This is a genomic window from Brevibacterium yomogidense (assembly GCF_900163715.1).
Lineage (GTDB): Bacteria > Actinomycetota > Actinomycetes > Actinomycetales > Brevibacteriaceae > Brevibacterium > Brevibacterium yomogidense_A.
Genome location: NZ_FWFF01000012.1, coordinates 89,210 through 110,046, shown reverse-complemented (window position 1 = coordinate 110,046; position 20,837 = coordinate 89,210). Strand labels below are relative to the sequence as shown.

11 protein-coding genes, 1 other RNA gene and 1 pseudogene are annotated in these 20,837 nt (G+C 70.9%); 6 read left to right on the top strand and 7 right to left on the bottom strand.

All coding sequences use genetic code 11. The features are described from left to right. A pseudogene (locus FM105_RS14675) lies at positions 1-322 on the top strand (hypothetical protein); the annotation flags it as partial. A gap of 22 nt (positions 323-344) precedes the next feature. Here FM105_RS14675 and FM105_RS07285 read toward each other — a convergent pair. The 5 genes from FM105_RS07285 to FM105_RS07265 all read right to left on the bottom strand — a co-directional run bounded on the left by FM105_RS07285 (position 345) and on the right by FM105_RS07265 (position 9,784). Beyond that, positions 345-1,772 (bottom strand): M20 family metallopeptidase, encoded by a 1,428-nt coding sequence (locus FM105_RS07285; protein WP_087006792.1) that lies wholly within the window; start codon positions 1,770-1,772, stop codon positions 345-347. Positions 1,773-1,863: 91 nt separating this feature from the next. Continuing rightward, complete coding sequence (locus FM105_RS07280; protein WP_256970284.1) at positions 1,864-6,924, bottom strand: Lhr family helicase; 5,061 nt, start codon at positions 6,922-6,924, stop codon at positions 1,864-1,866. A gap of 80 nt (positions 6,925-7,004) precedes the next feature. Further along, complete coding sequence (locus FM105_RS07275) at positions 7,005-7,553, bottom strand: type 1 glutamine amidotransferase domain-containing protein (RefSeq protein ID WP_087006788.1); 549 nt, start codon at positions 7,551-7,553, stop codon at positions 7,005-7,007. Positions 7,554-7,769: 216 nt separating this feature from the next. Further along, on the bottom strand, positions 7,770-8,699 hold the full coding sequence (locus tag FM105_RS07270) for a cation diffusion facilitator family transporter (protein ID WP_087006786.1): 930 nt from the start codon (positions 8,697-8,699) through the stop codon (positions 7,770-7,772). A gap of 146 nt (positions 8,700-8,845) precedes the next feature. Beyond that, complete coding sequence (locus FM105_RS07265; protein WP_087006784.1) at positions 8,846-9,784, bottom strand: DUF808 domain-containing protein; 939 nt, start codon at positions 9,782-9,784, stop codon at positions 8,846-8,848. A 340-nt stretch (positions 9,785-10,124) separates the two neighbouring features. Here FM105_RS07265 and FM105_RS07260 point away from each other — a divergent pair, with 340 nt between their 5' ends. From FM105_RS07260 to FM105_RS07245, 4 genes are all read left to right on the top strand, one after another. Beyond that, positions 10,125-11,564 carry a glycosyltransferase family protein gene (locus FM105_RS07260; protein ID WP_087006782.1) on the top strand — a complete coding sequence of 480 codons (1,440 nt, stop codon included), beginning with the start codon at positions 10,125-10,127 and terminating at the stop codon, positions 11,562-11,564. After that, positions 11,554-14,256 carry a glycosyltransferase gene (locus FM105_RS07255; RefSeq protein WP_087006780.1) on the top strand — a complete coding sequence of 901 codons (2,703 nt, stop codon included), beginning with the start codon at positions 11,554-11,556 and terminating at the stop codon, positions 14,254-14,256. Before FM105_RS07260 ends, FM105_RS07255 begins: the two co-directional genes overlap by 11 nt. Then, on the top strand, positions 14,253-16,385 hold the full coding sequence (locus tag FM105_RS07250) for an ABC transporter ATP-binding protein (protein ID WP_087006778.1): 2,133 nt from the start codon (positions 14,253-14,255) through the stop codon (positions 16,383-16,385). Before FM105_RS07255 ends, FM105_RS07250 begins: the two co-directional genes overlap by 4 nt. A gap of 159 nt (positions 16,386-16,544) precedes the next feature. Beyond that, entirely contained in the window at positions 16,545-19,061 is a 2,517-nt protein-coding gene (locus FM105_RS07245) for a phosphotransferase (protein WP_143275845.1), read from the top strand. Between the two features lie 121 nt (positions 19,062-19,182). Here FM105_RS07245 and FM105_RS07240 read toward each other — a convergent pair whose 3' ends face one another. After that, a complete protein-coding gene (locus FM105_RS07240; protein WP_256970282.1) occupies positions 19,183-19,659 on the bottom strand; it encodes a MaoC/PaaZ C-terminal domain-containing protein in 477 nt (158 codons plus the stop codon). 52 nt (positions 19,660-19,711) lie between these two features. Next, positions 19,712-19,807, bottom strand: an RNA gene (gene ffs, locus FM105_RS07235) — signal recognition particle sRNA small type. Between the two features lie 104 nt (positions 19,808-19,911). Here ffs and purU point away from each other — a divergent pair. Continuing rightward, positions 19,912-20,817: a formyltetrahydrofolate deformylase gene (gene purU, locus FM105_RS07230; protein WP_087006773.1), complete on the top strand. Its 906-nt coding sequence runs from the start codon at positions 19,912-19,914 to the stop codon at positions 20,815-20,817. Positions 20,818-20,837 lie beyond the last annotated feature (20 nt).

Genomic DNA, 20,837 nt, shown 5'->3' with positions numbered 1-20,837 from the left:
GATGGAGAACCTGCATGCGATGTGTAAGCACCATCATGAGTTGAAGACTCAGGGCATCATCCGGTTGCAGCGTCTGGGCAGGAATGAAGTGGCGTGGGTGCTGCCGATGGGGCAGACCGCGTCGACGAGCCCGCCGCCGTTGGCAGCGGGGTTGGATCCTCCTGACCCGGAGGTGTTGGTGGCACGGGCGGAGTGGTTGGATCGGGCGCCGGTGGGGGAGGACTTCGAGGGCCCGGACTTGTTCACCACGGTTCAAGCACCGGAGGAATCTGAGACGTCCGACGTGCCCGACGTGCCCGACGAGGTGCCACCCCCGTTCTGACGTCCAGGGCAGGGGTGGGCCCTCAGTCGAAGTAGCTCGGCACGTCGATCGCCCCACCGGTCCTGTCGAACTCCTCCGCGACAGCCGCGGCGAGCTCGTCGTCGTGGAGTACGTCCAGGAGTGTTGCCGCGAGGCCGTATGCACCGTCTGCCGCTGCCGCTCTCGCAAGGTCCGACGTCGCGGCATCCGCGAACTCTCGAGTGTGCAGGGCGACCGCCGAATCGCTGATCTTGATGAGGGGGTGCATCCCCGGGAGCCTGTGACTCACGTTCCCGAAGTCCGTCGACGCAGCGAGAGTCTCGGATACGACTCCTCGCGGCAGCGGATCACGGCCACGGCCGCGCTGTGCCTCCACCCACCTGCCGGTGAGTGCCTCGTTCGAGCGGACGGAGAGTGACGGAGGGTGCTCATCCCACCTGATAGTCACACCGCACCCGGTCATGAGAGCGGCCCCGCGGGCCACATCGTCGACCCGGGAGGAGAGGTCGCGCAGCGTCTCCGGGGCAGGGGAACGCACGTACATCTCGACGCGCGCGAGGTCGGGGATGACGCTCGCTCTGTCACCGCCCGACGTGATCACTGCATGGATCCGGTCGGTGGGCGGCATCTGCTGACGCAGGAGGCCCAGCCCCTGATACATGAGGGAAGCGGCATCGAGCGCATTGCGCCCCATGAACGGCTGCGCGGACGCATGGGCGGTATGACCGTGGAAGTCGACGGTGAGTGTGCGCCTGCCCAACCACAGCTGGTCGGCGAGGTCATGGCCGTACCCATGTGCCATGACGGCGACGTCGATCTCATCGAACGCACCCTCCTGCGCCATGTGCTCCTTGCCGGTATGGCCCTCCTCAGCCGGCGTTCCGAGGAACACCACACGACCGGGAACGGCCTCCGGGTCCTCGTCGGCCAGCATCTTCAACCCCAGGAACCCGCCGAGGCCCATGACGGCGATGACATTGTGCCCGCACCCGTGACCTATCTCGGGCAGCGCGTCGTACTCGGAGAGCACAGCGACGACCGGAGGCTTTGCTCCGATCGCATGCGTTGCTCTCGCATTCCCGGAGGTGGCAGAGGCACACGGGTTGATCTCGGCGCGGATCGCCGTCTCCAGTCCATGGACACCCAACTGCGCCTCGACTCCGTGGCGAGCGAGGACATCGACGATCGCCCGCGCGGACCGGTGCTCCTGGAACGCGGTCTCCGGATGCTCCGCCAGATCGAGCATGAGATCCACGAGTTCGGCGCGCACGGACTCGATGTGTGCTTCGAGCCGTGCGTGCAGGTCGGAGCTCGCCCCGGTGAACTCTGAACCCGGATGGTGAGCCGTCGCCTGTGCTGCATCGGAGTCCGCCTGCAGCCTCTCGAGGAAGTGCGTCGACGGAGCGACGGGGCTCGCAGGCGGGACGGGATCGGAGAAGTCCCGCGACGCTCGTGGAGGTCCTGCAGTCATGCAGCTCACGGTACCGGTCGACGGCAAGTGGCTGCAGCGCTCATCGAGCTCGTTCCGCCGAACACCCACGCGCGACGGCGGCGCAGAACACCTACGCGCGACGGTGGAAGCGGAGCCCTCGCGGTGTGACGGACAGGCCAGCATCCTGCAGCGCCGTCGACCAGGAATGCCGGTAGGTGGAGACCCCGTCGATGGTCTCCAGCGTGAGATCGGCGGCACCGGAGCGTCGGAGGAAGGCCACGAGTGCCTCCGCGTGCTGTCGCGTCTCGTCGGTGATGGAATCGTTCGCCGCGTCTGCCGTGCGTGCCGTGTCCGGAGCGTCTGCCTCCGCCCGTGGCGTCCGTGCCTCGTCGGCACTCGCGAACGTGAGGAGGGTGCGGCCGCCGCGTGAGAGCCACGCGCGCACCTCCCCGTCGTCCAGCACGACGAGTGCTCCCGCTGACCTCGACGGACGCGTGACACCGGGATCGTCCGGCCGGCTGCCCTCGCCTGTTCCCGGTGGCCAGGGCAGCATCCGACCGTACGGATTCGCGGGATCGACGGCGGAGACGACGACGGGACCGCCCGAGGGTGCTGCGCCCGCTGGACTCGGTGGAAGCACTGAACCCGCAGACCGCACTGAACCCACGGCGCTCGACGACGCGAGGTCGCGGAGCCGATCCACCGTGGACGGTTCCGCGAACTGTGCTCCACCGAGGCCGTCGACGAAGTGACCGCGGACCACATGACCTGCCTCCTCCAGGCGTGCGCAGATGCGGTGGACGACGGAGAATCCGCCGGGAACGGCCTCGGCGACGGCGGCGTCGCGGCTGACCACACCGTAGCGATCGAGCAGCGCTTCGACCAGGCCGAGCGCCCTCTCCGTCGGCCCCATCCGGTCGACGGCCGCAGCGGTCCAGCGGCCTCGCACGCGGGGGTCGGGCATGTCCACCGCAGTCGGCGCCAGTGACCGGTACGCCGACCCATACGACGAGCCGAACAGCTCGCTGTCTGCCCCCACCTCCCGGAGTCGCGGCCTCCGCCCGGTGCCGCGGGTCCGGCCCGAGCGACCCCGCGACCGCCGGTTGGCAGAACCGGCGGAACCACCGGCTCTGAGCCCCCGCACGCTGCGCTCCCGGCCCCCTGCAGGCGCCGCGTCCGCCGCGCCCCGCACGGGTGCGAGGGAATCCGTCGTCACGAGACCTCGGCGGGCCAGCCCCCACAGTGCCGTGCGCAACCCGTCGGGGGTCGGGGGCACAGCTGGCGAATGGGCCGGAGGTGGGGCCGGCGACTGCGCGGTCGCTCGCGCGCTGATCTCCTCGGCCGTCCAGGCACCGCCGGCGGCGAGGACGTCGAGGATGGCCCTTTGCAGCTCTGACAGGTCGGAGCCGTCGTCTGCGTGAGGGGATTCGTCCGCCAGTTCAGCGAGGGGCAGAGCGATGAGCGGATCCGGCGCCGTGTCAGCGGATGCATCGGCAGGTGTCCAGACGACCTCGCGGGCGGCGACGAGGTCGTCCAGCAGATGAGGCGAGAAGTCCCCGACGCGGGCGGTGAGGATCTGAGATTCCCACAGAGAGGCGGGCAGCGCGGCACCGGACAGCTGCTCGAGTGCGCGGACCAGTCCCGAGGTCCCGTGCCTCCGCCCGCCGAGAGCATGCCGTTCCGCGAGCAGCCGTGCGTAGGCGCGGGCAGGCACCGGACGCGTGGCCGCGCGCGCTGCCTGGAGTCCCCGCCGCCGCACGCGGGCGAAGACGTCCGTGTGCATCCACCCGGATGCGGTCGCGATGAGGACGCCCTCGCCGTCCAGTCGCTCGAGGAGGGGGAGGACGAGTGCGTGCCCCACTGCGAACCGCTCCGCGAGGTCGTCCGCCGTGACGACTCCGCAGGTGCGAGCACGGCGCACGACCAGGTCGCGCAGGGGATCGGGACCGGAGTCCAGATGCTCGTCGGGGATCTTCCGATCCGAGCGATCCTGCTGACCCGCTCCCGTCGCCGAGGTGCCCATACGCACTGCTGAGGGGCCCATGACAGCGCGCAGCCTGCCGGCGTCCTCGACCGCGGCCCACAGCGGAGTCGCGCCGGACGTCCGTGATGCGACGACTGCGCGGCCCGCCGCCGCCAGCGCGTCGAGCGCCTCCGCGGATTCCTCCGCCACCGCGTCAGCGTGTGCCGGGCCCGAGGTCTTCGCCCGAGCTGCGTTCTCCGGCTTGCCTGTGTCCTCTGACCGGTCTGTGTCCTCCGACCGGGCGTCAACCTCCCACCGGGCAGCGACCTCGGCGCCGGTCAGGGGTCCGAGTTCGCGCAGGAGGTCCGCGACGCCCTCCACGCCACGGGCGCGTCTGTCGGGGAGGGTGCGCTGGAGCTCGGCCTCGACCTCGGCGATGAGTGCGGGGTCCAGCAGCTCCGCGGCGTCCTCCCGGCCGACGAGATCGGCCAGCACCGCGGGGTCGAGCGCGAGGACGGACGCGCGCTGCTCCGCGAGCGGACGATCGCCCTCGTAGAGGAACTCACCCACGTACCCGAACAGCAGATCTCCGGCGAACGGCGACGGCACCGCCGTGTGCGCGACGTGCACCCGCACGGACTCCTCGCGGATCCCCGCCATGAGGCGCCGCAGACCGGCCAGGTCGTAGACGTCCTCGAGGCATTCGCGCGCCGTCTCGATGAGGATCGGGAAGTCGGGGAACTCGGCCACTGCCTCGAGGAGGCGGCCCGCCCGCAGTCGCTGCTGCCAGAGGGGTGTGCGCCGACCGGGATCCCGTCGCGGCAGCAGCAGCGCTCTCGCCGCGCACTCCCGGAACCGCGCGGCGAAGAGCGCCGACCCGCCCACGAGCCGTTCGACCCGCTGGGACAGGACATCGGGGTCGAAGGCGAACAGAGCGGGGTCGATGTCCGTCCCGTCCGCGTCCTCGGCGGGGATCCGCGCGACGATGCCGTCGTCGGCGGCCATCACGGCTGCGCTTCCGCCGAACCGCTCCCGCAGGCGCTCATCGATCGCCAGCGCCCACGGGGCGTGGACGCGGCGGCCGTAGGGGGAGTGCAGGATGAGGCGGAGGTCGCCGGTCTCCTCGGGACAGATCTCGAGCACGAGGTCGGTGTCGCTCGGCACGACACCGGTCGCGTCGCGCTGTGCGGAGACGAAGGACTGCAGATTGGAGGTGACGCGGTCGGGGCCGGGACGGGGAGGTCCGCCGAGGCTCGGGCCGGGGTGGTCTGCGGCGTCCGCGATGGCGCGCGCGAAGCCGCCGATCGCTTCGCCGAGCGCCATGGGACGCCCCGGTCCCTCCCCGTGCCAGAACGGCAGACGAGCCGAGCGGCCCGGTGCCGGCACGACCGTCACCCGGTCCGTCGAGATCTCCTGGACCAGCCACGATCCCGCACCCAGGGTGATGACGTCGCCCACCCGTGATTCGTGGACCATCTCCTCGTCGAGCTCGCCGACCCGCCGGGCGCCCGCGGCCTCGGCGCCTTCGGGGAGGACCACGGAGTACGCGCCGCGGTCGGGGATCGTGCCGGCATTGGTCGTGGCGAGGCGCTGGGCACCGGAGCGGGCCGTCAGAGTGTCCGCGTCCCGGTCCCACACGAGGCGCGGACGCATATCGGTGAATGCCTCGGACGACCAGCGGCCGGCGAGCATGCCGATCACCGATTCGAAGGACGCGCGGCTGAGGCGCCGGAAAGGGTGGGCCCGGCGGACCGTCGCCCACCACGCATCCAGCTCCACGTCCTCGAGCGCCGTCGCAGAGACCGTGTGCTGCGCGAGCACGTCGAGGGGGTTCGCCGGAGGCGAGAGCGGTTCCAGCAGGCCGCGCTCCATCCGCTCGACGATCACGGCAGACTCGAGGAGATCGCGCCGGGTCCGCGGGAAGACGAGGCCCGAGGCCGTCGCCCCCACTCGGTGGTTCGCCCGCCCGACCCTCTGGAGGCCGCTCGCCACGTCCGGTGGCGCGGCGATCTGGATGACGAGGTCGACATCGCCCATGTCGATGCCCAGCTCCAGGCTGGACGTCGCGACGACGCAGCGCAGGGACCCCGACTTCAGGTCGTCCTCCACGAGTTTCCGCTGCTCCTTCGACACGGAGCCATGGTGGGACCGCGCGATGACGGTGGACTCCCCGGGAGCAGTGATGGCGGGCTCGTCAGACGCAGGACCGTCCTCTGACGCAGCACCGTGCCGGCGTGTGGAGCGGTTCGTCGTCGGTCCGGTCGCGGAGTGCAGGACCTCGGGATGGGCGGCGTCGAGACGATCGGCGTGGAGCGCGTTGAGCTGCGCTGTGAGCTTCTCCGCGAGACCGCGGGAGTTCACGAAGACGATCGTCGATCGGTGGGCGAGCACGGAGTCGAGGACGCTCGCCTCGATGTGCGGCCAGATCGAGCCGGTCCTCTCGTCGCCGGCAGCGCTCGCGTGGGCGGTGGCGTCGCCGCTCCCTGCTCCTGCGATGTCGTCGAGGTCCGGAACGGGCACGACGATGCGCATGTCGGGGACCCTCTCGGCGGCCGGCTGCACGATCGTGACCGGCGCCGACCCGCCGAGGAACGCGGCGACGGTGTCGAGCGGACTGACCGTCGCGGACAGCCCGATCCGCCGAGCGGGTCGCTCGAGCAGATCGTCGAGGCGCTCCAGCGAGAGGGAGAGGTGCGACCCGCGCTTCGTGCCTGCGACCGCGTGCACCTCGTCGACGATGACGGTGTCGACGGTGCGCAGAGTGTCTCGCGCCCGTGACGTGAGCATGAGGTAGAGCGACTCCGGCGTCGTCACGAGGATGTCCGGCGGTCTGCGCACCAGCCGTGCGCGCTCCGCCGGAGGGGTGTCCCCCGTGCGCATCCCCACGCTGACGGTGGTGCGGGAGTCACCGGGGCCGAGGTCGTCGGCAGTCCCGGAGCCGGAGCTGGGGGAGGTGCCGGGGTCTGTTCCGGCACCGGAGTCGCGGTCGGCATCAGCCTGTCGTGCGGCGATCCCGGCGAGCGGCGCCTCGAGGTTCTTCCGCACATCGGCGGCCAGGGCCTTGACGGGGGAGACGTAGAGGACGCGAGTACCGGCGGCTGCGCGCTTCTCGCTCGCGAGCCGGTCGATCGCATGGAGGAACGCGGCGAGGGTCTTGCCGGAGCCGGTGGGGGCGACGACGAGTGCGTGCTCCCCACCGGCGACGGCGCGCCACGTACCGAGCTGCACCGGCGTGGGGCGGTCGAAGGTGTCCTCGAACCATTCCCTCGTGGCCGGTGCGAACTCGTGCAGCGCTGTCGGGGCGTCGTTCAGGCCAGCGCCTCGCGGATCGCTGCGTTGAACGCGTCGAGGTCGCCGGGGTTCCGGGACGTGATGAGGTTGCCGTCGACGACGACCTCCTCGTCCACCCAGCGGGCCCCCGCGTTCTCGAGGTCGACCTTCGTCGACGTGAACGACGTGAGGCGGCGATCCTTCGCGACTCCGGCCTCGGCGAGTATCCAGGGTGCGTGGCAGATCGCCGCGACGGTCTTGTCCGCGTCGAAGAAGGCCTTCACGAGCGCGACGGCCTCCGCGTTCGTGCGCAGCGCGTCGGCGTTGAGCGTGCCGCCGGGCAGGACCAGAGCGTCGTAGTCAGCGACGGACGCCTGCTCCACCGGCACATCCACGGGGAACGACTCCGCGTGGGTCCAGTCGCCCTCCATCGCCTGCAGCGTGTCCTTCGACGGCGACACGATCGCAGTCGTCGCTCCTGCCTCGTCCAATGCTGCGCGCGGGCTGGTGAGCTCCACCTGCTCGACGCCGCGCGTGAGGAGGAAAGCGACCTTCTTCCCAGTGAGAGGAGTGCTTGCGTCAGCCATGTGCGGATCCTTTCGTTGCAGAGCGATGTCCACCTTCCAGAACGGGTGGACGGCGAGCACTATTCCGCTGCGGAGCAGACCGGCTCGCAGTGCGACAGGGTCGAGGGGCGTGTGGGGCCCGGTCCCCTCGATTCGCCGCCTGCGTGTGTCGTTCGCCGGTGCGGACAGTGGAGTCCGGAGCACGCAGGCGGCCAATCGGCCGCGGCCTGCCCGGAGCTACGTGTGGGGCAGGGGCTCGTCTTCGCTGCAGTCAGATGGCTCCAGCTGGAAGGTGGTGTGCTCGATGCTCTCCTCGAAGTGATCGCGTACGCATGCGCGCAGGTCCTCGAGGATCGCCTCGGTGTGGCCGGCGGTGAAGCAGTCCGGATCGACTTCGACGTGGGCCGTCAGCACGGGGAGGCCCGTCCCGATCTGCGACACGTGCAGGTCGTGGATGCCCTGCACGTGCGTGTTCTCGAGCAGGTGGCCCCTCACGTCTTCGAGGTCGAGCCCCGACGGCACCGCCTCCATGAGGATCCGCACGGAGCTGCGGAGGATCAGGAACGCGCGCGGGACGATGAGTGCGGCGATGAGGAGGCCCGCGAGTGTGTCGACCTGCGCCCACCCCGTCGTCGCCAGGATGATCGCGCTCACGATGACCGCGACAGAGCCGAGCGCATCGTTGAGCACCTCCAGGAACGCCGCGCGGAGGTTGAGGTTGGAGTTCCGCCCGCCCAGGAGGACGACGAGCGACGCGATGTTGCCGGCCAGCCCAATGATGCCGAAGACCAGCAGGCTGCCGGCGGGGACCTCGGGCGGGTCGAACAGGCGCTGGGCGGCGATGATGACCGCGTAGGTGCCGACCGCCAGGAGGAGGAGGGACTGCAGGGCGGCGGCGAGGACCTCCGCGCGCCGCATGCCCCACGTGTGCTTCGCCGATGCGGGACGCAGCATGAGCTGCGCGGCGATGAGCGCCATGAGCAGTCCGCCCGCATCGGTGAGCATGTGCGCGGTGTCGACGAGCAGGGCGAGCGACCCGGTGAGCACCGCACCGACCGCCTGCGCGACGAGGACGGCCACGGTGATCCCGAAGGCGACGGCCAGGCGCGTGCGATTGCTGTGGGCGGCGCCGTGGTCATGCGAGTGACTGTGGGTCACGAGCGTCATCCTCCTGCAGGGCGAACATCCGAGACCTACATATTAGCAAACATGCATACGTGTCTCAGTGGCTCGGCTCACTCGAGCTCAGTGCTCCTGCTCACTCGGGTCCGCCCGTGCTCAGTGAGGCACAGCCCACCCAGGCTCACCCGTTCTCAGTGCCCCTTCTTGCCCCATGGCGTGAGACTCACGACGCCGAGCACCAGTGAGCCCACGAGGAAGCCCAGCACCATCGAGCACAGGGTGTTGATCAGCCAGGCGAGCAGCCCGCCCACCGCGGCGATCCCCGCGACGGGGACCTCGAGGGAGTGGACGAGGTCGTACGGCAGGGAGAAGCCCAGGTCGGACATGCCGACGAGCACGATGTGGCCGCCCACCCACAGCATGGCGAAGGTCCCCACGATCGCCAGGGCGTCGAGCACGTGGGGCATTCCCGCCACGAGTGCGCGCCCCACGCGCTGCGCCGCGGCGCGCGGACGCTGCGTCATCGCGAGGCCCACGTCGTCCATCTTCACGATGATCGCCACCGCGCCGTAGACGAGCACGGTAATGCCGATCGCCACGACCACGAGGATGATCGCGCGCGTCAGCAGCGTCTGGGCCGCGACTTCATTGAGGGAGATGACCATGATCTCGCAGCTGAGGATGAAGTCGGTGGTGATCGCACCGCGCACGACGGTGTCCTCGGCCTCCTTGCCCTTCACCTGAGTGGGCTCCTCGGTCCGCTCCGCGTGGTTGCCCCGCAGCTTCTCCCACACCTTGTGCGCGCCCTCGTATGACAGATAGGCGCCTCCCAGCATGAGCAGCGGCGTGAGGACCTGCGGCAGGAACGTGCTGAGCACCAGGAGGATCGGCACGATGATGAGGAGCTTGTTCCGGAGCGAGCCCTTCGTGATCCGCCAGATCATCGGGAGCTCGCGCGCCGGCTTCACCCCGGTCACATACTGCGGAGTGACGGCCGCGTCGTCGATGACCACGCCGGCGGCCTTCGCCCCCGCCTTCGCAGCGCCTGCGGCGATGTCGTCCACACTCGCCGCCGCCAGCCGAGCCATCGCGGCGACGTCGTCGAGGAGTGCGACCAGACCGCCGCTCATCGGAGGATTCCAGTGCTCGTCTGTGTGGGACTCGTCTGCATGGGAACAGCCTAGGACCGCCGGGGCGTGTTCGGTGACGCGAGCGGCGCCTCATCGCCGGAGGGCGGAGCCGGCTTTCCCGGATAGCTTCCCCGGTGAACTCGCCGGTGAGCTCCCCGGTGAACGTGCCGGTGAGCTCGCCGGTGAATGAGTCTTCCCGGTGAACGATTCGTGCATCACGGGTCTTCTATAAGAGAACACTCATGATCGTCTAACACGTGTCTCACACCCTCTTCCTAGCGTGGAGCGCACACACCGGCGGCGGAAGTCACCGTCGGCCGGACGAACCACAGGAGCTGCGATGCACGACACGACACATGCGGATGCACTGGGAGCTGATGCACTGAGAGTCGTGCTCTATTCCCACGATTCCGTGGGCCTGGGGCACACGCGGCGCAATCTTGCGATCGCCGAGGCGCTGGCCGCCGGCATGCCCAAGGCGACCGGCCGTCCGGTGTCCGGCCTCATCATCTCCGGCGCGAGCGATGCCGCCCAGTTCCCCCTCCCCAATGGCTGGGACTGGCTCCTGGTCCCCGGCATCACGAAGGACTCGAAGGGGAAGGGGGCAGGGTCGTCGACCGAGGCCGTTCCGACCGGCACCGCGCGCCGGGACCATGGGCACCGAGCCTTCTCCTCCTACGTCCCCCGCAAGCTCGACGTCGCGCCGCAGCGGGTCCGAGGACTGCGCTCCTCCGTCATCACGGGCGCACTGCTGACCTTCCGACCTCACCTCGTCGTCGTCGACCGCCATCCGTTCGGTGCGGACGGCGAGCTCGACGAGCCGCTCACCGAATTCCGCGCGCAGAAGCCGGAGGCGCGCATCGTGCTGGGCCTGCGCGAGGTGCTCGACGACCCGGTCACCGCGATGCGCGAGTGGGAGCACGTGGGCGTCGACCGCGTCGCCGACCTCTACGACGAGCTGTGGGTCTACGGCGACCGCTCCGTGCACGACACGATCGCCACCGGTGAGATCCCGCCGCAGCTCGTGCACAAGACCCGCTTCACCGGACTCCTCGCCGCGGATCGACCTGCGCGGGCGGACGTCGACCTGCCGCAGAATCCCCTCGTCGTCACCATGGTCGGCGGCGGCGGCGACGGGGCCGCGCTCGCAGGTGCAGCCGCGACTGCGCCGCTGCCCGACGGCGTCGAGCACCTCCTCGTCACCGGCCCGCAGATGCCGGCCGCCGATCGCATGGCGGTCCATTCGGCCGCCGTCGCCGCGGGCTCCCGCACCCGCGTCGTCACGACGGTGCCGGACGGGCTCGCCTGCATCCGCACGGCGGACGCCCTCATCGGGATGGGCGGGTACAACACCGTGACCGAGGCGCTGGCCACCGACACTCCCATGCTCGTCTGCCCGCGGGTGGAGCCCCGCACGGAGCAGCTCATCAGGGCGCGCGGACTGGGAACGCAGGGCTCCCTCGACTGGTGCACCCCTGCACGGCTGAGCCCCGAGACGATCGGAGAGTGGATCGCCTCCGCAGTCGCCGACGGCGGCACCGTACGAGACCGCCAGATCACCGCCCGAGGTGCCCTGCGCCTCGACGGACTGGCCCGCGTCGTCGAGTTCGCGGCCGGCCTCGCCACGGGGGAGTCGACGCGGGTGCGGAGCCTGTCCCGCGCCGTCACAGCTCGCCTCGGCTCGTCGCGCTCAGCACCCGCACTCGCATCCACACCCGCACCCGCCACCGGCTCACGTGCTCAGGGCGGAGACCGAATGGAGGCCGCCCATGCAGGCTGAACGACCCGCTGCAGCTGAACGGCGCACCGCAGCTGATCGGCGCACCGCCTACGTCGTCAAGGTCTACCCGCGCTTCTCGGAGACCTTCATCGTCACGGAGATCCTCGCCCGGGAGGCAGCGGGGGACTCGCTCGACATCTTCGCGCTGCGCCCCACGACGGACGTGCGGTTCCACCCGGAGCTCGCCCGCGTGAAGGCCCCGGTCCACTTCGTGCCGCGCCCGCGGAAGATGTCGGAGGGCTGGGAGATCATCGGCGAGGCCACCGCGCAGCTGCCCGGATTCGCACAGCGCTGGGCTGAGCTCCTGCCGGAACTCACCGAGTACCCCGCCGACGACGTGCACCAGGCCGTGTGGATCGCACTCGAGCTGCATCGCCGCGGCATCACGCACCTCCACGGCCACTTCGGCTCCCTCGCGGGCCAGACCGCGGAACTCGCCGCGCTGCTGGCGGGCGTGACGTTCTCCGTCACGACCCATGCGAAGGATCTCTTCCACGACTCGGTCGACCCCGACCGCCTCCGTCTCCTCCTGCGACGCGCGCACCACACCGTGACGATCTCGTCGTACAACCTCGCGCATCTGGCCCGGCTCGCACCGGAGGCGGCCGACCGCGTCCACCTGGTCTACAACGGCCTCGAGCTCGATCGTTTCCCCTATCGAGCTCCCCGCCGCATCGACCGGGGGACACCCCTGCAGATCGTCGGAGTCGGTCGACTCGTCGAGAAGAAGGGCTTCGCAGACCTCATCACCGCCGCCGGCCGTCTGCGGGACGCGGGGATCGCCGTCCGGGTGCGGATCGCGGGCGACGGCGACCAGCGCGAGGACCTCGCCGCGAGGATCGCCGAGGCCGGGGTCGGCGACATCGTCACCCTCCTGGGTGCCATGACGCAGTCCGAGATCGTCGACCTGCTGCGGGACGCGGACGTCTTCGCCTCGCCGTGCGTCGTCGGTGCCGATGGCAACGCGGACGGGCTGCCGACCGTCCTGCTCGAGGCGATGGCGGTCGGCGTCCCCTGCGTCGCCTCCACCGTCACGGGCATCCCCGAAGCGGTGCGCGATGAGGACACGGGGCTGCTCCACGCACCCGGCGACCTCGACGGACTCGTCCGCGCCCTCACCCGCCTGGCGGATCCTGCTTTCGACCGGGTGGAGATCGCCCGTCGGGCGAGGGCGCTCATCGAGGCGCGCTTCGATTCGGCGCGACAGGGACGCACCCTCATGAGCCTCGAGGACGGTGCGCCCACAGATGCCCTGACGGCCGCCGACACCGCGAGCCTCCACGCGCGGGAACAGGCGAGTCCGGCTAAGACCGCAGCGTCGGCAGAGTCCGCAGCGTCGGCAGCCACCCCAGCCTCGGCCTCGGCGGATGCGCCCGTGACCGGCCCGGTGCCGGATCTGCGGGGCAAGCGGGTCGCGTACGTGTGCGTCGATCCGGGGATCCCGGTGTTCGGCACGAAGGGCGCCACCGTCCACATCCAGGAGGTCGTGCGCGTCCTGCGCGACCGCGGCGCGGACGTCACCGTCTACGCCGCCCGGCGGGGGAAGGCCGAACCGCCCGCGGACCTCGCCGACCTCCGTGTCGTGGACGTGCCGGTGGGATCCGGCGCCACCGCCGAGCGCGAGCGTGCGCAGGCCGATGCGGCCCAGGAGATCGCGCACCGCGTGCTGGCCGATGGCACGGACCTCGTCTACGAGCGATACTCGCTCTTCTCCGACGTGCTCGCGCGGGCCGCCGCTGAAGGGGTTCCCGGCGTCCTCGAGGTCAACGCTCCGCTCATCGACGAGCAGCGGGAGCACCGCGAGCTCGTCGACGGCGACGCGGCACTCACTGCACTGCGCACCCAGGCTTCGGCTGCGACCCGCATCGCGTGCGTGTCCGAGCCCGTCGCGGACTGGGTGCGGAGCACGGCAGGCGACGCCGTGCGCGGTTCGTCGATCGTCGTCGCGCCGAACGGTGTGAACACGCGCCGGCTGCGCCCGCGGGCGGAAGCCGAGACTGCGGCGGCAGCAGCTCCAGCATCACCGACCGTGGAGCCAGCCACCGCGGCATCAGCACCAGCGACCGCGGCATCAGCACCTGCGACCACAGCATCGGCGACCGCACCCGTGCGTGTCGTGTTCGTCGGCACCCTCAAGCCGTGGCACGGGACCGATGTGCTGCTGGACGCGCTCGCGGAATCGTCCGGCGACTGGCGGCTGCGCATCGTCGGCGACGGCCCGCAGGGCGAGGAGCTGCGCGCCCGCGTGGCGCAGCTGCCCGCGCACACAGCGGGCCGAGTCGAGTTCACGGGCGCCGTCACCCCGGAGCAGGTCCCGGATCTGCTCGCGGACAGTGACGTCGCCGTCGCGCCGTACCCGCTGGCGGCTGCCTCGGACTCCTACTTCTCCCCGCTCAAGGTCTACGAGTACCTCGCCGTGGGGCTGCCGGTCGTCGCATCCGCGATCGGACAGATCCCGCAGGTGCTCGACGGCACCGGTGCGGGGATCCTGGTCCCACCGTCGGACGCAGGGGCGCTCGGCAGTGTCCTCGACACGCTGACCGCGGACCGGCCGACGCGTCAGGATATGTCCCGCCGCGCTCGCCGACTGGCTGTCGAGCGCCACGACTGGAACCGCGTCGTGGACGCAGTCCTCGAGGGCGTGGAGATCGGGGTCCTGGAGCCGCCGAACACAGCACGGGTGCCGGCATGACCAGCAAGGGATCGACAGGCCGCGTCGACAGCCACGCGCTGCGCCGCACGCTCGGCATCGTGTCGCCGCACGTGCGCGGGCACCGCGGTCTCATGGCCGGCGGCGTCGTCGCGCTCCTCTTCGAGGTCGTCTTCCGCGTGCTGGAGCCCTGGCCGGTGAAGTTCGTCGTCGATGCGGTCTCCGCGCAGCTCGGCGCGGACCTCGAGGGGGCCGCCGAGGCGACCACGGGTCTGCTCCTGGCGTGCGGTGCCGCCGTCATCGTCATCATCGGGATGCGGGCGCTCACCAACTACCTCGCGACGGTCGCGTTCGCGCTCGCCGGATCGCGCATCGCCACGCAGCTGCGCGCCCGCGTGTTCAGCCATGTCCAGCGGATGTCGATCGTCCGGCAGCGCCGGTCGCGCCGCGGTGATGTCGTCCAGCGGCTCGTCGGCGACGTCGGCAAGCTCCAGGACGTCGCCGTGACGGCGGGACTGCCGCTGTTCGCGAACATCATCACGCTCCTCGCGATGGGCATCGTCATGGCGATCCTCGACCCGCTGCTCGCGCTCGTGGTCGTGCTCGCATGCGCGTCCTACGCGCTGCTGTCCCGCGGTTCGACGGGGAAGATCACGCAGGCAGCGCGGAAGACGCGGCGAGGCGAGGGCCAGCTCGCGGACATCGCCCAGGAGTCGCTGGGCGCATCCGATGTGGTCCACGCCTACGGACTCGAGGACGAGGTCTCCGGACGCTTCGCCGGATCCAACGCGAAGACCCTCAAGGAGGGCGTGCAGGCGAAGCGCCTGGCGGCCGGACTGGAGCGCCGCACCGATGTCATCGTCGGTGTGGCGACCGCACTCGTGCTCGCCGGGGGCGGCTGGCGCGTCACGCAGGGTGCGATGACGCCGGGCGACCTGGTCATCTTCCTCACCTACCTCAAGACCGCGATGAAGCCGCTGCGCGACCTCGCGAAGTACACGGGCCGCATCGCACGGGCGACGGCATCGGGCGAACGGGTGGCCGACCTGCTCGACGTGCCGCTCGAGATCCGTTCCGCTCCGGGCTCCCGCGAACTGGGTCAGACCGAGGGGCGCCTGCGCTTCACCGGAGTCCACGCCGGCTACGGCATCCCCGACGACTCCAGTGACGGCGACTCCGCTGACGGCGGCGCAGATGGATCCGTGGCAGAGGCCGCCGCTCCGCAGGTGCTGCGGGGGCTCGATCTGGAGATCCCCGCCGGCCAGTCGGTCGCCGTGGTCGGTCCGTCCGGCGCGGGCAAGTCGACGCTCGCGATGCTGGCTCTGCGGCTGCTCGACCCCGTCGACGGTCGTGTCGAGCTCGACGGGACGGACCTGCGCACCCTCACTCTCGAATCCGTGCGCTCGCACATGGCGTACGTCCCGCAGGACACCGTGCTGTTCTCCGGCACGATCCGCGACAACATCCGCTTCGGCCGGCTCGACGCGGATGACGCGGAGATCGTCGCCGCAGCGCGCGCGGCGTCCGCGGACGACTTCATCACCCGGATGCCCGACGGGTACGACACCGTCGTGGGTGAGCGCGGCGGGACGCTCTCCGGCGGCCAGCGCCAGCGGATCGCGATCGCACGCGCCATCCTGCGCGATGCCCCCGTCGTGGTCCTCGACGAGGCGACCACCGGGCTGGACCCGTCCTCCGCCCAGGCTGTGCGCGATGCGTTGGACAGCCTCACCCGCGGGCGCACCACTCTGTTCATCACGCACGACGCGGCGACCGCGCTCGACGTGGACCGGGTCGTGTGGATCGAGGAGGGACGGATCCTCGTCGACGGTGCACCGCACGACCTGCTCGCGCACGGGGACGAGCGCTTCACCGCCTGGGTCGAGTCCCAGCGCGAGGCGAACGGCGGTCGCGAGGCGAACGGCGGTCGCGCCGGCGATCGCGAGTCGCGAGAAGAGGCATCCGCGCTGGGAGCGCGCGTGCCGGGGCAGGTGACCGGGGCCTCGGCGGTGGAGCTCGAGGCTTCGGCAGCAGAACCGACGACCATGCTTCCGTACATCCCGCCCAAGCCCTCGTGGCACCCGGCGGAGCAGATTCCGCCGCTGCCGGTGCACCCGCCGGGGGCGCGCCGCGCGCGGACCTCTGCCGACCGCATCCATGTGCGGGGGTGAGGGGCCGTGCACGGACACCAGCAGGTCGACGAGCCGCGCACGGCTGAGAAGCCGATCCGCGGGGCACGCACGCTCGATGACTCACGCGCCAGCGTCGGCTCACCTGCCATCGTCGGCTCACGTATGACCGGACGCTCGCATACGAAGGGGGACCACCGCATGACCGCTCCGATGGAATGGGTGCGCGACACCGCGGTCGAGCGTGAGGCCGGCGGCGAGCTCGCGCAGATCCTCGGGGACGATGTCCGGCTCGAGCACCTGCGGTACAAGCCGGGGTACTCGCTCTTCGCACGTGTGGTCCCCGCTGAACAGGGCCCGCCGCGCTGGCTGGTGCTGTTCGACCCCGAGGCGCGGGACAAGATCTCGAAGCTGCGGCGCGCCGCGAAGCGGTCGGGCATCGGCCTCGTCGACGCCACCGTGCCGCGTCATCCCGACTGCACGCTGCTGTCGGGCCCCATCGGGGTCGACCTGCGGCTGCGGCGCCGCCTGCGTGCGGTCCGCGGGCTCCTCCACCGCGATGGGACGCCGCGGGGCCACGTCCTGGCGTACAACCCGTGGAAGCGCCTCGTGCAGATCGTCGACTCCCCGCGCGTCGACGGCGAGGTCGTGGCCGCGGGCGAGGTCGTCGTCAAGGTCAGCGCACCCGACGGCGATGCCGCTGACGAGGCCGTGGTGCGGGTCCTGCGGGACCTCGCCGGGCAGGGGGTGCCGGTGCTCGAACCGTGCGCGGCACCTGCTCCGGGAGTCCAGATCTTCCCCGTCATGCCCGGCGGAGACCTGGCCCGTGCGCTGGGGGCAGCGGGTGGGGTGGGCGGTGGCACTGGTGTGGAGGGCGGCGCGGGTGGGGATGACGGCGCAGGTTCAGCCTCGTCCCGCCTCCTCACAGCGACGGCGGAGGCGCTGGCCGCGCTGCATGCGGCGGACCGCGGACGTGTGGACCTGGCCCTGGGGAGTGCGGGCCCGCTGTGCGAGGTCGACCCCGCAGCACGTGTGGCAGGTGCTCGCGATGCGATCGTTTCGCTCGCCCCCGCGCTGATCACCGCTTTCGACGCCGTGGCCCGCACCGTCCTGCGCTCGATCGCGGATGCCCCGACGGTCGTCCTGCACGGCGATTTCTCCACGGACCAGGTACTGGTGGGGGAGAAGGTGCTGGCGGACGCCCGGGACTCTGCTGACGACAAGATCCCCGCGGGCGAGCAGACTCCTGCGGGCGATCAGGTGCTCCTGAACGACTTCGACCGCGTGGGCGCGGGTTCCCCCGGCTTCGACCTGGGGTCGTTCGCGGCCGTCGAGCTGCTCGCTGATCGTGCCGCGACGATCGACCCGTTCCTCGACGCGTACGCGTCCGCCGGCGGCAGCCCGCCGTCCGATGTCCACGTGTGGACCGCCCTCCACCTGCTGCTGCGCTGCATCGAACCCGTGCGCGATCTTGCCCCGGATCACGTCGGCGAGGTGGAGCGACGGATCTCGCTCGCGGCTGAGCTCGTGGGTGCGGAGGACCTCGTGGGTGAGGGCTCGCGACCGACGCCGGCCTCACAGCCCACGGACGTCGCACGACCCGAGTCGGCCTCGCGACCGGCAGCCGGCGCTGCCGCTCGCCGAGCCTCCCGCCGAACCTCGCGACCGCTTCTGCCGGACTCGGTGGAGACCGTCGATGGGACCATCGCAGTGGGACGTGCCTGGCCGAGCGCTGACGGGGCCCAGCTGTTCGAAGGCCGTGACGGCGCGGGCCGGCTGCGCGCCGGAACCTGTGCCGCCGACGGCGGCGTCCGCCTCCTGCCGCACGCGACCGACGAGCGTCTGCCCGGCCTGCGATCCGGCGGCGAGCTGCTCGTCCACCGCGCGGGCCGCCGCGCTGTCGTGCGCGAGACCGCGGACGATGCTCCCGGCGGTGTCGTCTACGTGAAGCACCTGCGGCCGAAGAAGGTCGCGCGCGTCGCGGAGGCCTCGGAGACCGCCGGTCGGCTGGCCCGTGCGGCCGGCTTCGCCGCGCCCGAGGTGCTGAGCACCGACCAGCACTCTCTCACCCTCTCCTCCGCCCCGGGAATGCCCGTAGCGGACCTGGCCGTGCGCGCAGACCTCACTGCCTGGCAGGTGATGTGGGAGACCTGGCTGGAGCACTGGCCCCGCCTCGTGCGGTCGACCGGTGGGGAGGCTGACGTCCACGACGCAGGAGCCGAGGCCGAGGTCGTGGCGACCTGGGCGCGCCACCTCACCGACTACGACCCGCTGGGCTGGTGCGACAGCCGCGCGGGGCGGTCGATGCGCACGCACTACCTCGCGGCGGCGGACGATGTCGCGTTAGCACTGCGGAAGCGGACCGGGGGACTGGGCATCAGCCACCGGGACCTCCACGACGGACAGATGCTGTTCGACCCGGAGACCGTCGCGCTGTCACTGCTCGACTTCGACACGCTCGCGTACGCGGAGCCGGAATTGGACCTCGGCAACCTCATCGCCCACATGCGACTGCGCAATCACCAGGGACTGCTGGGGGAGCAGGCTCGGAATATCGCACTGACCGCTGTCGACCGTGCGGCGGAGGTGCTGGAGGCCGATGGAGCACGCCTGGAGGCGTACACGCGCGCCTCAGCACTGCGACTGGTAGGCGTCTATGCATTCAGGCCGCAGTGGCGCGCGCTCGCCCAGTCGTGGTGCGAGAAGCTGGTCGGGTGAGGGCATTCCGACGGTGCGGACCGGTGGGCTGAACGCGAAGGTCAGCGCTGGTCAGCGAGGCTTAGTGCTGGCCGTGGAGGTTCAGCCCTGGTGAGAGACGCTCAGCGCTGGTAAGAGACGCTCAGCCCTGGGCGCGGGCCACGAAGTCGACCGTGACGTCGAGGACCTGCTTGCCGTGCTGGTTCACGAGTGTTCCGGATGAGACGCCGACGGCTCGGCCGTTCTTCGGCGGGCTCATCTCCTCCACCCGCATCGAGCCGGTGAGTGTGTCGCCAGGCCGGACGGGCCGCAGGAACCGCACGGAGCGCAGCTGCTTGCCCGCGATGATGTCGAAGCCGCTGAGCACCGTCTCGACACTGAGCCGCTGGAAGACGGCAAGAGTGTGGATGCCGCTGGCGATGAGACCGCCGAAGTCCGATTCCTCCGCCGCAGCCGCGTCCACGTGGAAGTACTGGGGGTCCCAGTCGCGGCCGAAGGCGAGCACCTCGTCCTCTGTCACCGTGTGCGACCCGATCTTCCGCTCGACTCCGATGGGGATCTGCTCCGCGGGCAGGCGGACGGACGCATCCGTGGACGTGCCCGGAGTGGCTTCTGTCATCATCGACTCCTCGCTGGAACGGCTCCTCAACGGAACGGCTCCTCAACGGAACGTAAAGGACTTCCCACGCACCCGCCAGAGCTCACTTACCCTTGCTGCCTTTCGGCCCTGGGGGAGTTCGCAAGATGACGCCGCGTGGGAAGCCGGGAGCCAGTCTAGTCCAGCCCCCGCTGAAGGGCGAACCGGCCCCCGACGGGCGAGAAGGCTCCAGGCCCTGATGAGCGAGAGGACCCGGGATGCTTGAATGTCTCCATGACTTCCCACGACACGGTCTCCCCGGATGCGGCGACCGGCTCCTACGTCCTCACCCTCCACTGCGATGACCGTCCCGGCATCGTCGCAGGGGTGAGCCGCGTCCTGAGCGAGCACGGATGCAACGTGACGGAATCGAAGACCTTCGAGGACGCCGTCCACGGCACCTTCTTCGCCCGCTTCACCTTCACGGTGCCCGCCGCGCCGGCTGGAGGCGAGGGGCACGATGCGGAATCCGCCCTGAGCGCAGACCTGGACGTCATCGCGAATGAGTTCGGGATGACGCTTCGCCTGTGGCCCCTCGCACGTCGCATGCCGGTCGTCCTCATGGTGTCGAAGTGGGTGCACTGCCTGCGCGACCTGCTCTACCGGGCGCAGTCCGGTCATCTCCCCGTGGACATCGCCGCGGTGGTCTCGAACCATGAGGACCACCGGTCGCTCGTGGAATGGCACGGCGTCCCGTTCCACCACGTGCCCGTCACCCGCGACACCAAGCCGCAGGCCGAGGGGCGCCTCCTGGAGATCGTCGAGGAGACCGGCGCGGAGCTCGTGGTGCTCGCCCGCTACATGCAGGTCCTGTCGGAGGGGCTCACGGAGGAGCTGAGCGGCCGCTGCATCAACATCCACCACTCCTTCCTGCCCAGCTTCAAGGGCGCCAAGCCCTACCACCAGGCATTCGAGCGCGGCGTCAAGATGGTCGGGGCGACCGCCCACTACGTCACCAGCGACCTGGACGAGGGGCCGATCATCACGCAGCGGGTCGCTCCCGTCGACCACTCCTACAGTCCCGCGGACCTGCAGCGGCACGGCCAGGACGCGGAGGTCGCGGCATTGACCGACGCCGTCAGGATGCACGCCGAGCACCGCGTCATCATGCAGGGAGGGCGCACCGTCGTGCTGCGGTGAGGGTCACTGCAGCGCGAAGC

What these genes read in the sequence shown, in the direction of transcription:
- FM105_RS07285 (WP_087006792.1), bottom strand. Translation starts at nt 1,772, where the DNA reads ATGACTGCAGGACCTCCACGAGCGTCGCGGGACTTCTCCGATCCCGTC.
- FM105_RS07275 (WP_087006788.1), bottom strand. Translation starts at nt 7,553, where the DNA reads ATGGCTGACGCAAGCACTCCTCTCACTGGGAAGAAGGTCGCTTTCCTC.
- FM105_RS07270 (WP_087006786.1), bottom strand. Translation starts at nt 8,699, where the DNA reads ATGACGCTCGTGACCCACAGTCACTCGCATGACCACGGCGCCGCCCAC.
- FM105_RS07265 (WP_087006784.1), bottom strand. Translation starts at nt 9,784, where the DNA reads ATGAGCGGCGGTCTGGTCGCACTCCTCGACGACGTCGCCGCGATGGCT.
- FM105_RS07260 (WP_087006782.1), top strand. Translation starts at nt 10,125, where the DNA reads ATGCACGACACGACACATGCGGATGCACTGGGAGCTGATGCACTGAGA.
- FM105_RS07255 (WP_087006780.1), top strand. Translation starts at nt 11,554, where the DNA reads ATGCAGGCTGAACGACCCGCTGCAGCTGAACGGCGCACCGCAGCTGAT.
- FM105_RS07250 (WP_087006778.1), top strand. Translation starts at nt 14,253, where the DNA reads ATGACCAGCAAGGGATCGACAGGCCGCGTCGACAGCCACGCGCTGCGC.
- FM105_RS07245 (WP_143275845.1), top strand. Translation starts at nt 16,545, where the DNA reads ATGACCGCTCCGATGGAATGGGTGCGCGACACCGCGGTCGAGCGTGAG.
- FM105_RS07240 (WP_256970282.1), bottom strand. Translation starts at nt 19,659, where the DNA reads ATGACAGAAGCCACTCCGGGCACGTCCACGGATGCGTCCGTCCGCCTG.
- purU (WP_087006773.1), top strand. Translation starts at nt 19,912, where the DNA reads ATGACTTCCCACGACACGGTCTCCCCGGATGCGGCGACCGGCTCCTAC.